Origin of the sequence: Micromonospora haikouensis, assembly GCF_000876225.1 — a bacterium.
Taxonomy (GTDB): Bacteria; Actinomycetota; Actinomycetes; order Mycobacteriales; family Micromonosporaceae; genus Micromonospora; species Micromonospora haikouensis.
The window spans coordinates 907114-920971 of the sequence record NZ_JXSX01000003.1; the positions used below are offsets into that span (position 1 = coordinate 907114).

13 protein-coding genes are annotated in these 13858 nt (G+C 71.1%); 4 read left to right on the forward strand and 9 right to left on the reverse strand.

Going from position 1 to position 13858, the window contains the following annotated elements; genetic code table 11:
* The first annotated feature begins 50 nt into the window (after positions 1-50).
* Positions 51-1640: a beta-1,3-glucanase family protein gene (locus tag TK50_RS25560; protein WP_043967791.1), complete on the forward strand. Its 1590-nt coding sequence runs from the start codon at positions 51-53 to the stop codon at positions 1638-1640.
* A 66-nt stretch (positions 1641-1706) separates the two neighbouring features.
* Here the strand turns inward: TK50_RS25560 and TK50_RS25565 are convergent, their stop codons facing one another.
* From TK50_RS25565 to TK50_RS25595, 7 genes are all read right to left on the reverse strand, one after another.
* Entirely contained in the window at positions 1707-2939 is a 1233-nt protein-coding gene (locus tag TK50_RS25565) for an iron-containing alcohol dehydrogenase (RefSeq protein ID WP_043967793.1), read from the reverse strand.
* 126 nt (positions 2940-3065) lie between these two features.
* Positions 3066-4526 carry an NAD-dependent succinate-semialdehyde dehydrogenase gene (locus tag TK50_RS25570; RefSeq protein ID WP_043967795.1) on the reverse strand — a complete coding sequence of 487 codons (1461 nt, stop codon included), beginning with the start codon at positions 4524-4526 and terminating at the stop codon, positions 3066-3068.
* 97 nt (positions 4527-4623) lie between these two features.
* Positions 4624-5700 carry an ABC transporter ATP-binding protein gene (locus tag TK50_RS25575; protein WP_043967796.1) on the reverse strand — a complete coding sequence of 359 codons (1077 nt, stop codon included), beginning with the start codon at positions 5698-5700 and terminating at the stop codon, positions 4624-4626.
* Positions 5700-6767 carry an ABC transporter ATP-binding protein gene (locus TK50_RS25580; RefSeq protein ID WP_043967797.1) on the reverse strand — a complete coding sequence of 356 codons (1068 nt, stop codon included), beginning with the start codon at positions 6765-6767 and terminating at the stop codon, positions 5700-5702. Before TK50_RS25580 ends, TK50_RS25575 begins: the two co-directional genes overlap by 1 nt.
* Positions 6767-7678, reverse strand: a complete 912-nt coding sequence (locus tag TK50_RS25585) for a carbohydrate ABC transporter permease (protein ID WP_043967798.1) — start codon at positions 7676-7678, stop codon at positions 6767-6769. Before TK50_RS25585 ends, TK50_RS25580 begins: the two co-directional genes overlap by 1 nt.
* Positions 7678-8586, reverse strand: a complete 909-nt coding sequence (locus TK50_RS25590) for a carbohydrate ABC transporter permease (RefSeq protein WP_043967800.1) — start codon at positions 8584-8586, stop codon at positions 7678-7680. Before TK50_RS25590 ends, TK50_RS25585 begins: the two co-directional genes overlap by 1 nt.
* Positions 8587-8624: 38 nt before the next feature.
* Entirely contained in the window at positions 8625-10061 is a 1437-nt protein-coding gene (locus TK50_RS25595) for a sugar ABC transporter substrate-binding protein (protein WP_043967802.1), read from the reverse strand.
* Positions 10062-10444: 383 nt separating this feature from the next.
* On the opposite strand from TK50_RS25595, the gene TK50_RS25600 reads away from it, so the two are divergent.
* The 3 genes from TK50_RS25600 to TK50_RS25610 all read left to right on the forward strand — a co-directional run bounded on the left by TK50_RS25600 (position 10445) and on the right by TK50_RS25610 (position 12686).
* Entirely contained in the window at positions 10445-11188 is a 744-nt protein-coding gene (locus TK50_RS25600) for a GntR family transcriptional regulator (RefSeq protein WP_043967803.1), read from the forward strand.
* An 87-nt stretch (positions 11189-11275) separates the two neighbouring features.
* A complete protein-coding gene (locus tag TK50_RS25605) occupies positions 11276-11845 on the forward strand; it encodes a DJ-1/PfpI family protein (RefSeq protein ID WP_043967805.1) in 570 nt (189 codons plus the stop codon).
* 19 nt (positions 11846-11864) lie between these two features.
* Positions 11865-12686, forward strand: coding sequence for an alpha/beta fold hydrolase (locus tag TK50_RS25610; RefSeq protein WP_043967807.1), 822 nt, complete (start codon positions 11865-11867; stop codon positions 12684-12686).
* A gap of 77 nt (positions 12687-12763) precedes the next feature.
* On the opposite strand, the gene TK50_RS25615 is transcribed toward TK50_RS25610, so the two are convergent.
* A complete protein-coding gene (locus TK50_RS25615) occupies positions 12764-13495 on the reverse strand; it encodes a cation efflux transmembrane domain-containing protein (protein WP_043967809.1) in 732 nt (243 codons plus the stop codon).
* The gene (locus TK50_RS25620) at positions 13495-13824 is read right to left on the reverse strand and encodes an ArsR/SmtB family transcription factor (protein ID WP_043967811.1); all 330 of its coding nucleotides are present in this window, start codon (positions 13822-13824) and stop codon (positions 13495-13497) included. The genes TK50_RS25615 and TK50_RS25620 overlap by 1 nt, the downstream gene beginning before the upstream one ends.
* Between the last annotated feature and the right edge of the window lie 34 nt (positions 13825-13858).

Here is a 13858-nt window from a genome sequence, read left to right on the forward strand (position 1 = left end):
GACCCTGCTGAGAGAGCGCTCTCCCATCCCGTCTCCAGCGAGGTGTCGCCATGCGTCTCCGAAGAAGGCTGCTTGCCGCCGCGTCCGCACTGCTCGCCGGTCTCGCGGCCGTCGTCGTCGCCACGCCCGCCCACGCGGTCGGACCGGCGTTGCTGCCCGTCACCGTCACCAACACCACCGGCCGCAGCGACGCGGTCTACCTCTATGTCATCGGCGTCCAGCTGTCCACCGGCCGGCTCGGCTACGTCACCTCCGGCGGCGCCTTCGCGCCGTGGACCGGCGGGCAGATCCCGCCGTCGCCCGCGCCGGACGTCTCCATACCGGGCCCCGGCAACGGCGGCAGCACCACCATCCAGTTCCCCCGTGGCTTCTCCGGCCGGGTCTACTTCGCCCTCGGGCAGAAGCTGAAGTTCTTCCTCACCCCGGACGGGCTGGTGCAGCCCGCGCCCTGGGCGGCCGGTGACGCGAACCGCGACATCCTCTTCGACTGGAGCGAGTTCACCTACAACGACTCCGGCCTGTGGCTCAACAGTTCTCAGGTCGACATGTTTGCGATCCCGCACGCGGTCACCGTGACCGGCGCCAACGGCGTCACCAAGCGCACCGGCGACGTGGTGGCCAACGGCCGCAACGCGGTCATCGACGGGATCCGGGCGCAGCCGGGCTGGGCCAACACCGTCCACACCCGCTCCGACGGGACCGTGCTGCGCGTCCTGGCTCCGGGCAAGGCGGCCGGGGCCGGCCTGCTGAGCACCACCTACCTGGACTCCTACGTCGCCTCCGCGTGGAACGCGTACACCACGAAGACCCTGACCGTGGTGCCCTTCGCCGACCAGCCGGCCATCAGGTACTACGGCCGCACGTCGGGCAACACCATGACCTTCACCAACGGCAGCGGCCAGGTGGTCGCCTCCTTCAACCGGCCCTCCTCGGCCAGCGTCTGGGGCTGCGACGGCGACCTGCCCGCGCCGAACGACCAGGTGGTCGGCCCGATCTCGCGTACGCTCTGCGCCGCGCTCAACCGGGGCACGCTCGGCACCATCGACACCCAGCCCACCACCAACGCCGCCGACTTCTACCGCAACAACCCCACCAACCAGTACGCCCGCCTGATCCACGCCAACATGACCGACGGCCGGGCATACGCATTCGCCTTCGACGACGTCGGCGGATTCGAGTCGCTGGTGCACGACGGCGACCCACGTTCGGCCGGACTGATCCTCAGCCCGTTCACCGGTGGCACCGGCAACCCGGCCACCGGGGTGCCCGTGGTCAGCACCTGGAACAACAAGTGCATCGACGTGCCGAGCTCCAACTTCGTCGACCGCGCGCCGTTGCAGATGTGGAACTGCAACAACACCAACGCGCAGAAGTGGCTCTTCAGCGGCACGGCCCTGAAGAGCCAGAACAACAAGTGCATGGACATCGACGCGGGGTCGACAGCGAACGGAGCGGTGGTGCAGCTCTACACCTGCAACGGCACCGGCGCCCAGGAGTTCACCCTGAACGCGGCCGGAGACCTGGTCAACCTTCAGGCCAACAAGTGCGTCGACATCAAGGACGCGAACGGCAGCGACGGCGCGAGGCTCCAGCTCTGGGACTGCGCCGGAACGGCCAACCAGAAGTGGCGCACGGGCTGACCGGCCAATGCGACGGGGGCGGGGGCGCGAGCCGCCCCCGCCCCGCCCGCTGGGTCTCCGGGCCGGTCACCGTCTCAGCCCGGAGCCCGCACGGGTCCGGTCCCCGGTCCAGGCCGCTTCGAGGATCGCGGTCAGGCTGGCGGTGTCGGTCGGGCCCGGATGGTTCTGGATCAGGCGGGTGACGCCACCGGCCATCTCGGCGAAGCGCGGGAGGTCGGCGCGGGCCACGCCGATGTCCGCCAGGGTGGCAGGGATGCCGATGTCGGCGAGGAGCCCGCCGAGCCAGGTGAGGAACGCGTCCGCGGCCTCGGCGTCCGAGGCGTCGGCCACGTCGAGCCCGCACGCCCCGGCGAGGACGGCCAGCCGGTCGACGATGGCATCCCTGGCCGCGTCCAGCGCGTACGGCAGCAGCAGCCCGACGCCCAGGCCGTGCGGCGTGTGCGTGGCCGCGCCGATCGGGTACTGGAGGGCGTGCGGGGCCGCGTTGCCCGCGTGGGAGAAGGCGAGCCCGGCGAGCATGGACCCGTAGGACATGTCCGCGCGCGCGTCCGTGTCGCCGCCGTCCCGGACGGCACGGCGCAGGCTGCGGGCGATCCGTTCGGCGGCCCGGAGCGCGTAGTGGTCGGTGACCGGGTTACGGCCGAGGAACACCTGCTCCACCGGGTCGCGTGGTGCGTGCGCCCGGGGCCGCGCGGTGTAGCTCTCCACCGCGTGGCAGAACGCGTCGATGCCGGAGTGGGCGGTGACGGTCGCGGGGCAGGTGTAGGTGAGTTCGGGGTCGACGATGGCGAAGTCGGGCACGATGTGGACGCTGGAGACCCCCACCTTCAGCGCGCGGTCCGGGTCGGTCAACACCGAGACGGGGGTGAGCTCGGAGCCGGTGCCGGACGTCGTCGGGACCGCGACGAGAGGAAACGTCGGCCCCGGCACCTTCGACTCGCCGTAGAAGTCGCGTGGCGTCCCACCGTGGCGCCGGATGACGCCGACGATCTTGGCGAGGTCGATCACCGTGCCGCCGCCGATGGCGAGGATGACGTCGGCGTCCACCTCGGCGGCGGCCGAGACGGCCAGGTCGACATCGGTGAGTGGCACGTCCGGGGTCGCGTCGGAGAACACCGCGACGGCCTCGACCTTCTCCCGCACGGCGGCCACGATCTCGGCCACGCCCGGCTGCCCCAGGAGAATCCGGTCGGTCACGATCAGGACCCGCGAGCCGCTCTCGGCCACCACTCGTGGGATGTTCTGCGCGACCCCTTCGCCCACGATCAGCTGGCGTGGTCCGCGGACGGTCTCAAGCATGTCGGTGCCTCTCCGGAACGTCGGCGGCGATGTGCTGGGCGGGCGTCCGGGTCACCTGCGGAACCGGGACGGCGTCGGCGGGGTCGGGTCGCCCGGGTGGCCCAGGCGCCCCCGGGTGGAGGCCGGTCACGGCAGGTCGATCGCCGCGTAGGTGAGGTCGAGGTATTCGAGGATGCCCTCGTGCGACCCCTCCTTGCCGATCCCGGACTGCTTCACGCCTCCGAACGGGGCCGACGGGTCCGAGATCAGGCCACGGTTGATGCCGACCATCCCCGTGTCCAGCCCCTCGGCGAATCGGATCGCCCGCTGCAGGTCACGGGTGAAGACGTAGCCGACCAGGCCGTGCTCGGTGTCGTTGGCCTTCGCCAGCACCTCGTCGTCGGACGTGAACGGGATGATCGGCGCCACCGGGCCGAAGATCTCCTCCCTCAGCATCCGCGCGTCCTCGGGCACGTCGACGAGGACCGTGGGCGGGTAGAAGTGGCCCGGCCCGTCCGGGCGCTCGCCGCCCACCAGGACCCGGGCGCCGCGCTCGACCGCGTCGGCGACGAGCTTGTCGATCGTGGTGACCGAGGCGTCGTCGATCAACGCACCGACGTCCACGCCGTCGTCGAGGCCATGGCCCACCGAGAGCGCGCCCATCCGCTCGGCGAAGCGCGCCGTGAACTCCTCGCGCACCGGCTCCTCGACGTAGATCCGGTTGGCCGCGATGCAGGACTCCCCGATGTTGCGCATCTTGGCGACCATGGCACCGTCGAGCGCGACGTCCAGGTCGGCGTCCGCACACACGATCAGGGCCGCGTTGCCGCCCAGCTCCATGGAGGTACGCAGCACGTTGTCCGCAGCCTGCCGGAGCAGCACGCGCCCGACCTCGGTCGACCCGGTGAAGGAGAGCTTGCGGGTCCGACCGTCGGCCAGCAGCGCGGAGACCACCTCGCCGGAGCGCTTGGTGGTCACCACGTTGACGACGCCCGGGGGAACGCCGACCTCCTCCATGATGCGGGCCAGCAACAGCATGGTGAGCGGCGTCTGGGCTGCCGGCTTGGTGATCGTCGTGCAGCCGGCGGCCAGCGCGGGGGCGATCTTGCGGGCGCCCATTGCCAGCGGGAAGTTCCAGGGCGTCACGAAGACGCACGGTCCGACCGGCTTCGGCACGGTGAGGATGCGGTAGCCACCCGCGGGCGCGGTGCTGTAGCGCCCCTCGACGCGCACCGCCTCCTCGGCGAACCAACGGAAGAACTCGGCGCCGTAGGCCACCTCCGCCCGAGCCTCGGCGAGCGGCTTGCCCATCTCGAGCGTGATCAGCCGGGCGACCTCCTCGGATCGCTCGGTCAGTGCCCGGTGCGTCGCGGTCAACAGCTCCGACCGCTTCCGCGGCGGCGTCGCCGCCCACTGCGCCATCGCCGTGCTCGCCGCGTCCAGCGCGGCGAGCCCGTCGGCGACACCGGCGTCCGCCACCTCGGCGATGGTCTGGCCGGTGGCCGGGTCCTCGACGGCGAAGGTGGCTCCGCTTGCGGCGTCGCGCCAGGTGTCGCCGATCCGCAGCCGCCGGTGCTTCGGGGCCAGGACGTTCGTCGGGTCACTCACTGCGTCGCCTCCTGTGATGATCGTGGTGATGTCCGGCGTCCCGGCGATCGCGCCGTGCGCGTACCGGACGGGCCGCCCGCCCCCGTCGGCCGCGCGGCTACCGTCCGGCCGCGGACAGCGACAGCCCGGTCTCCGCGTCGAACAGGTGCGCACGGTCCAGGTCGACCGTGACCTGCAGCCGCTCGCCCGGCGTGCCGGTGACGGTGGGTCGTGCCTTGACCTTGAGGACCTCCGTCCCCACGAGGACGTCGACCACCGTCCGGTCGCCGAGCGGCTCGAGTCCGTAGAGTTCCCCCGACAACGACGCGTCCCCGCGCTGTTCGATGGACAGGTCCTCCGCGCGCAGGCCCAGCAGCAGCGCACGACCGTCCTGCGCCGTGGTCCAGCGGGGCCGTGGCAGCGTCCAGCCTCCCGCACCGATCAGACGATCTCCCTCCGCCCGGCAGGCGAGCAGGCTGATCGGCGGGCTCCCGACGAAACCGGCGACCCACTGGTTGGCCGGCCGTTCGTACACCTCGGTCGGCGTGCCGACCTGTTGCACCTTCCCCTCCTTGAGGACCGCGACCTGGTCGGCCATGGACAGGGCCTCGACCTGGTCGTTGGTCACGTAGACGAAGGTCGCTCCGAGGCTGCGGTGGATGCGGGTGAGCTCGGTGCGCATCTCGACGCGGAGCTTGAGGTCGAGGTTCGTCAGCGGCTCGTCCATGAGGAACGCGCGCGGGCTACGGACCAGCGCCCGGGCCAGGGCGACCCGCTGCATCTCACCGCCCGACAACTGCGCGGGACGACGCTGCAGCAGACGTTCGATGTGCAGCAGGCTCGACATCCGCTCGACGGCAGCGGCGATCTCGGTCGAGGAACAGCGGCGTGCCCGCAGCGGCGAGGCGATGTTCTCGTACGCCGTGCGTCGCGGGTAGAGGGCGTAGTTCTGGAAGACCATGGCCAGGTCGCGTGCGGCCGGGGCGTCACCGGTCGCGTCCCTGCCGTCCAGGTGCACCGACCCGGCGTCGAGCTTGTCGAGGCCGGCGATCGCCCGCAGGGTCGTCGTCTTGCCTGCCCCGGAGGGCCCGAGCACGACGAAGAACGAACCGTCCGGCACGTCCAGCGTCACCCCGTCGAGGGCCTGGACCTTGCCGAAGGACTTGCGCAGCCCGTGCACTGCCACGGTACCCATCAGGCCACCAGCTCTTCCGTGCGCACGTCGTAGACCGCCGGGGTTCCGCCGGTGTGCCGCAGCCCGACCGGTGCGTCAGCGGCGAACCGGACGGTCGGTGGCATCCGAACCCGCACGTCGCGCTGGCCGCCGTGGTCGACCACGTAGATGATCTCGTCGCCCAGCCACTCGGCCGAGACCACGCGGGCCGGGATCGAACGCTCCGCCCCGGGCGCGGTGACCTCCAGCGCCTCCGGCCGGACGCCGGCGACCAGGCGACGGTCGCGCGGCAGGCCCGACGGTGGCGTGAGGGCCAGGCCGCCCTGACCGCGCAGGCTCCCGTCGGCCACCTCCACCTCGATCAGGTTGATCGGCGGGGAGCCGATGAACGCGGCGCAGAAGAGGCTCGCCGGACGGTCGTAGACCTCCAGCGGCGTGCCGACCTGCTCGACGCGGCCCTTGTTGAGGATGGCGATCCGATGACCGAGCGACATCGCCTCGACCTGGTCGTGGGTGACGTAGACCATCGTCGCCCCCAACTCCCCCTGCAGGTGCTTGATCTCCGTACGCATGTCCGCCCTCAGCTCCGCGTCCAGGTTGGTGAGAGGTTCGTCCATGAGGAAGGCGCGTGGTCGTCGCACCAGGGCACGGGCCAGCGCGACGCGCTGCTGCTCCCCGCCGGACAGTTGGCGCGGTCGCCGGTCCAGCAGCGGACCGAGCCGCATCAGCCGGGCGGCCTCGGCGACCCGCGCCTGCACCTCCGGCTTGGGCAGCCCCTCGGCGCGCAGGGGGAAGGCCAGGTTGTCGCGGGTCCTCAGGTGCGGGTAGAGCGCGTAGAACTGGAACACCATGGCGATGTCGCGCTCGGCGGGCGGCAGGTCGTTGACCAGCGTGTCGCCGATGCGGATGTCGCCCGTCGTCTGCCGCTCCAGGCCGGCGATGGCCCGCAGCGTGGTCGTCTTGCCGCAGCCCGAAGGGCCGAGCATCACGAACAGCTCGCCGTCGCCGATGGACAGGTCCACGTGTTCGACCGCGACCGTTCCGTCCGGGTAGCGCTTGTGCAGGGCGGTCACCTCGATGCCGGCCATCAGCGTCGCACCGCCCCGAGCGTCACACCGGCGACGAGGTGCTTGCGCACCAGGTAGGCGAAGACGAGCACCGGCAGGGCGAACACCACGGAGGCGGCGGCCACCAGACCCCAGTCCACAGTGGTGCCGCCGATGAGGCCGGCGATGGCGGGTGGAGCCGTCCGGACCTCGTCGCTGGAGGTGAGGAAGATGGCGAACACGAACTCGTTCCAGGAGAAGATGAGGGCGAAGACCGCCGTCGCGGCGATGCCGGGCACGAGCAGGGGGAGGGTGAACTTCCAGAACGCCTGCAGACGGGTGTAGCCGTCGAGCATGGCGGCGTCCTCGTACTCCGCGGGCACCTCGTCGACGAACCCCTTCATCATCCAGATCGTGAACGGGACGTTGAACGCGGCGTAGATGAGGATCAGGCCGAGCTTGCTGTCGATGAGCCCTACCTGGCGGTACATGAGGAAGATCGGGATCACGACCACCACGGGCGGCATGAAGCGGGTGGACAGGATGAAGAACAGCTGGTCCTTCTTGGCCTTCAGCGTGAACCGTGAGTAGGCCCAGGCCGCCGGGACCCCCAGCACGGTGGCCAGCACCGTGGAGACCCCGGCGACCACCACGGAGTTGAGGAACGAGACGGACAGGGCCGAGCGACCGCCGTCGGGGGCGACGAACACGTCCTTGAAGTGGTCCAGGGTGACGTTGAAGTCGAAGAACTTCGCCGGGATGGCGTAGACGTCCCGGTTGTCCTTGATGGACGTCTCGATCATCCACAGCACCGGGAAGAGCATCACGACGGCCAGCACGGTCAGCAGCACGACCTCCAGCGCGGGGCGGCCCCGGCCGCCGAAGCGGCGCGCGGGGGGCGTGTGATCCCGGGCAGGAACTGCGGACACGGCCTCGTCGACGGAGACGGCCATCAGCCCTCCTTGAGCTTGTTCAGGTAGCGCAGGTAGAGCTGCGTGAGGACGACGACGACGAGGACCATGAGGATTCCGTACGCCGAGGCGGTGCCGGTGTTGAAGCCCAGGAACGCGACCTTGTAGACGTGGAACGACAACGTCTCGGTGGAGACCCCGGGGCCCCCGTTGGTGAGGATGTAGACGAGGTCGAACAGCCGGAACGCCTCGATGGCCCGGAACAACACGGCGATGAGGAGCAGCGGCCACACCAGCGGAAGGGTGATGGTGCGGAACCGGAACCACTCGGACGCCCGGTCGATCGAGGCGGCCTCGTACAGGTACCTGGGCACCGCGGTGAGGCCCGCGAGCGCGATGAGCATGATGAAGGGCGTCCACTGCCAGGTGTCGACCACGATCAGGGAGACCAGTGCCGTCCGCTGCCGGGTGAGCCACTCCACCTGCTCCAGGCCGATCGAGCCGAGCATGCTGTTGACCACGCCGAACTGCGCGTCGAGCATGAATCGCCAGAACAGGCCGACCACGACCGGCGACAGCATCATCGGGACCAGGAACAGGGTGGTCAGCAGCCCCCGCCCGTGCGTACGCCGGGAGATCAGGTAGGCGATGGTGAAGCCGAGCACGGTCTGCAGGGAGACCGCGCCGACCACGTAGATCAACGTCGTCAGGGCCCTCGTGTGGACCTGCGCCGACGTCAGGATGGCCGTGTAGTTGCCGAACCCGACGAAGTTGGCGGGCCCGCCGCGGGTGGCCGAGTAGTCGGTGAACGACAGGTACAACGCCCACAGCAACGGGAACACCGACATCGCGAGCAACAGCAGCAGCGCGGGGGAGATGAAGGCCACGGCGAGCCCGCGGTCGCCCAGCCGGGGGGACCGGCCCCGGGCAGGCGGTGTCGCGGACGCCACCTGCCCGGGGTCGTCGGTCGTCAGAGGGACGGGCTCACTCACAGTCCGCCGCCGCCCTTGCGACCGCTCGAGTCGAGCACGCTCTGCTGCTCCCTGGCGATGTCGTCGAGCGCGTCCTTCGGCTTCTTCGCGCCGTTGAGGGCCGCGTTCACATTGGTGTTCTCGATGTCGACCAGGCGCGCGTACTCGGGCACGTTCCACATGTCCCGCATCCGGGGAACCGAGTCGGCGTACACCTTGTTGAACGGCCCGGCGTTGAGGAACTCGGGCGACTCCAGGGCGTCCGTACGCGCCGGCACGCCACCGGCCGCGGCCCACTTCTTCTGGATGTCGGGCCGCTCGAACCACTTCATGAAGTTCAGCGCCTCCGCCTGGTTCGCCGCGGGGGAGTAGGCCGACACGTGCATCCCCATGCCGCCGAGGGGGACGAGGTTCGTCTTCTGGCTCGGCAGGGTGGCGAAGCCCAGCTTGTCGAGGATCTGCTCCCGCGTGGTGCCGAGCGTCGACTGCTTCGGATCGAGCAGGCCGCCGCTCGCGGCGATCCAGTTGAACGCGATGCATGCCTTGCCCTGGGCGACCGCCGCGTTCACCTCGTCGATGAACCAGTTGCCGGAGCCCTTGGCGGTCAGCGGCTTCATCTTGTTGACCAGGACGTCCATCGCCTCCTGGCCCGCGGCGTCGTTGAGGACGCCGTCGATCTTGCGCGTCTTGGGGTCCCAGAGGTTGCCGCCGTAGATGCCGTTGACCGTGTTGTAGGTGACGGCCGCGGCGTCGGAGCCGTTGGCCTGGTGGAACGCCAGCCCGCTGACGCCCGGGTTGTCCGCCTGGCACCTCCCGGCGACCGAGATCATCTCGTCCCAGGTCTGCGGCGGCTTGTCGCCGATGAGGTCCTTGCGGTAGATCATCGTCCAGGTGTCGCCGAGCAGCGGCAGTCCGTACAGGCTGGCGTTCTCGTCGCGCTTGCCGGTCTCCGCCTGGGGGAACTGGCCGTAGGCCGCCAGGAGGTAGGGGTTGTAGGCCTTGACGTCGATGTTGTTCTTGACGAAGTCGGTGAGGTCGAGGATGTTGCCGTTCGTCACGGCCTCGCCGATGTGTTGCGAGTCCAGGATCGCGATGTCGAAGTCGGTCTTGTGCGCGGCGAACTGGGTGAACATCGCGTCGTGCCAGTTCGCGTTCGGCACGGTGTTGACCTTGATGGTCGCGTTCGGCCGCTCCTTCTTGTACTCCGCGTTCGCGAAGTCTTCCAGGGCGTGAGCGGGGGGCCAGTCGAACCAGATGAAGCTGAGGGTCAGCGGGTCCTTGGTGAGCTCCGGGATGGTCGCCGGTGCCTTGGGGGCGCCCGCCTTCGCGTCGCCGTCGTCCTGGCCGTCGCCGCAGGCCGCCACGGTCGTGGCGACCAGCAGCATGGCCGCCGTCGCCAGCCGCGCCTTTCGCCCGGGAACGGACAATCGTCCTGTCAGCTTCGGATGCCGCATCTTCTGGCCTGCTTTCTGGTGGGGGTGTGGAGCCTCGCTAGGTGCTTCGCCGAGCAGGTGCCGGGTCGTTCAGGCGCGTTGCCGGGCTGTCGCGGGGCCGACCCGCGGGGGTCGGCGTCGCGAGCGCGCCGGGACGCGCCGGGTCCGCGCGCCGTCGAGCGGCCCTTCGACCCGTCCGGGCCGGTGACGACCGGGGAGGGGTGTCGAGCATGCTCGTGGGAGCGTCAGGTGATCGAGTGGAGCGGTGGCAGGTGGTTCCGGCGGTGCAGAATGACGGGCGCTCGTCGGATTTCCTATACGATCGAGCGGGGCGTCAGCATGTCGCAGCGTGGTGACTGGTGTCAACAGGTTCCCGAAGATGCAGGAAAGGACCTCACGTCACGATGGACGACGAAGCGATGGCCGCGCGGGGCCGTAGGGCCGTGACGGGTGGAACGTCGTCGGGCAGATCCGGCGGCCGGCTCGCCGACGAGGTGTACGACACGCTGCTCGGACAGCTGATGTCGCTACGGATCGAGCCTGGCTCCCGCGTCACGATCGACGTCCTGGCGCGGGAGCTGGGGGTCTCGCAGACGCCGATCCGGGACGCTCTTAACCGCATGGAGGCCGAGGGCCTGGTCGTGCGGGTGCCCCACGCCGGCTACCGCATTCCCCCCCAGATCACCCGGAACCGATTCGAAGACATGCTCGAGGTCCGCCTGCTCCTGGAGCCGGCAGCGGCGCGCAGGTCCGCCGAACGCGCCTCCTTGCCGCAGGTGGCCGGGCTGCGCCGGATGCTGGAGGAGATGGCGGAGCTGGAGGGGGGCAGCGGGCCCCTGGCCTACGGCGCCTTCGGGCTGCGCGACGCCGCCTTCCACGATCTCGTCGCGCTGAGCGCGGGGAACCAGGTCATCCGCGAGGCGCTCGCCCGCCTGCACAGTCACGTCCACCTCTTCCGGCTGCACCACGACACCCAGGTCACCCACCTGGCCATGGCCGAGCACGAGGAGGTCGTGGCCGCGATCGCCGCCCGTGACCCCGACGCCGCCGCCTACGCGATGCGGCGGCACATCCTGCGGTCCGGCGAGCGTTTCCGGCGGCTGTTCGACGAGGTCGAGGGTACGGACGCGATGCCGGTAGAGGCTTGACGGGCGGGCGGGGCAGGGGAATGCTAGCCCAATCGGATCGGATTGGATCGCGTCCGCCTCACCGCCACCAGACACGAGGAGAAGCAGGTGCCCAGAGCGCTGCTCCTGACCGGCGACGCCGCCGAGGAACTCGACACCATGTACCCCTACTACCGCGTGCAGGAGGGCGGCTGGGACGTCGACGTCTCGTCACGGACGAGACGTGACGTGCAACTGGTCATCCACGAGTTCGACCCCAACTCCGACGCCTACGTGGAGAAGAACGGCCGGAAGCTGCCGGTCGACGTGCCCTGGGCCGAGGTCGACGTCGAGCGCTACGACGCCCTCATCATCCCCGGTGGGCGCGCCCCCGAATGGATCCGGGTCGACGCCGACGTCAGGCGCATCACCGAGCACTTCTTCGCCCGCAACCTCCCCATCGCCCTGGTGTGCCACGGCGCGCAGGTCCCGGCGGTGTACGGGCTGCTGAAGGGCCGGAAGACGGCGTGCTTCCCCCCGATCACCGGGGACATGGAGAACGCGGGCGCGACGGTCATCGACGCCCCCGACGTCGTGGACGGCAACCTCGTCTCCTGCCGGGGCTGGCCCGACATGCCGCAGTTCGGCAGGGCGATGATGGAGGTCTTCTCGAAGTCCGTCGGCCCCGCGTCGGCATGAGCGCACCCGGCCTGCCCCGGTGACGGCACATCGGACCGTCACCGTCGACGGCTCCCCCGTGCACGTCTTCGAGAGCGGAGCCGGGCCCGCGGTGCTGATGCTGCACGGCTCCGGACCCGGCACGACCGGGTCCGGGGCCTGGGCGGCGACGGCGCAGGCGCTGGGCACGTCCTGGCACGTGCTGGCCCCTGACCAGGCGGGGTTCGGCCGCACCCCCGTCCCGGCGGGCTCCAGGGGCGGGCTCAGGCTGTGGACGGAGCAGGCCGCCGGCCTGATGGACGCCCTCGGTGTCGAGCACTACGCGGTCGTGGGTCACTCCATGGGCGGCGCCGTCGCGCTGGCGTTGGCGGCCGCGCGCCCTGAGCAGGTCAGCCGTGTCGTGGCGGTCTCGACGATGGGCGCCCCCGGGGCGCCGCTGTCCGCCGACCTCGACGCGATCTGGGCCGCCCCCGCCGGCCCGCCCGGGGCCCGGGACATGCTGAGTCGACTCGTCCTCGACCAGGCGCTCGTGACCGATGCGGCCGTCGAGACCCGCGCCGCCGCGATGCGGGCGGGTGCGGCCGCGTTCGCGTCGTTGTTCCCGCCACCCAGGGCGCGGTGGGCCGACGACCTCACCCTCTCGGCGCGGACGCTGGCCGCGATCCGCGCGCCCGTGCTGCTCGTGCACGGCGCCGAGGACCGGGTCACCCCGCTCGCGGCGTCGACCCTGCCCCTGCTCGAACACCTGGCTGATGTCCGGCTGCACGTGCTCGGCCGGTGCGGGCACGTGCCGGCGATCGAGCACCCGCACGAGTTCCGGCAACTGCTGTCGGGCTTCCTCCGCCGGGACAGCCGCCACTGACTGCTGCGCCAGGCCCGCGGCCCGCGCTCAGGCAGCTCAGCGGGAAGCAGGCCCGGTCATCGGGCGGCCGGGCCTGCTCACCGGCCGTCGCCGGAGCAGCAGGAGCAGCCCGGCTGGCATCCGCAGTCGTCCTCCCCGCCCGGGGTGGCGGCGGTGGGCGTACCGGCCGCCGGGGCCGCGCAGCAGGCGTCGCCGCGCCAGGCCTCGCGGCCTTCCTTGACGGCGACGGCGGCGATGACGAGCGCGGCGAGCGGGTCGGCCCAGGACCAGCCGAACATGGCGTTGAGGCCGAGGCCGACGAGCAGGACCGCCGACAGGTAGGTGCAGAGCAGGGTCTGCCTGGAGTCGGCCACCGCGGTGCGGGAGCCGAGTTCCCGGCCGGCGCGTCGCTGGGCGTACGACAGTCCGGGCATGACGGCCAGGGACAGCGCGGCGAGGACGAGGCCGACGGGGGAATGGTCGGCGTCGGCGCCGCCGAGCAGGGCGCGGACGGACTCGACGGTGACGTACGCGGCGAGGGCGAAGAACGAGACCGCGATGACGCGCAGGGCGGTCTTCTCCCGGGCCTCGGGGTCGCGGCCGGCGAACTGCCAGGCCACGGCGGCGGCGGAGGAGACCTCGATGACGGAGTCGAGGCCGAAGCCGATCAGCGCGGTGGACGAGGCGATGGTGCCGGCGCTGATGGCCACGACCGCCTCGACGACGTTGTAGGTGATGGTGGCGGCGACCAGCAGGCGTACCCGCCGGGCGAGGACTGCCCGGCGGGCCGGCGTCGGGCCGGCCGGGGCCTGGACCAGGGGCAGGGCCATCAGCAGCAACCCTTCGTGGCGGCGTCGGGGCAGACGGCGGGGTCGACGGCGAGCACGAGGCCGAGCAGGTCGCCGAGGGCGTGGGCGAGGCGCGGGTCGGCGAGCTCGTAGCGGGTGCGGCGGCCTTCGGGGGTGGCCACGACGAGGCCGCAGCCGCGCAGGCAGGTCAAATGGTTGGACAGGTTCTGCCGGGTGGTGCCGAGCAGGTCGGCGAGCTGCGCCGGGTAGCCGGGGCCGTCGCGCAGCGCCAGCAGCAGGCGGGCCCGGGTGGGGTCGGACAGGGCGTGGCCGAACCGGGCCAGCACCTGCCCGTGGGTCAACGTCTCCACATCCCGGATAGTACATCCGTGGCTGTATCAAGCA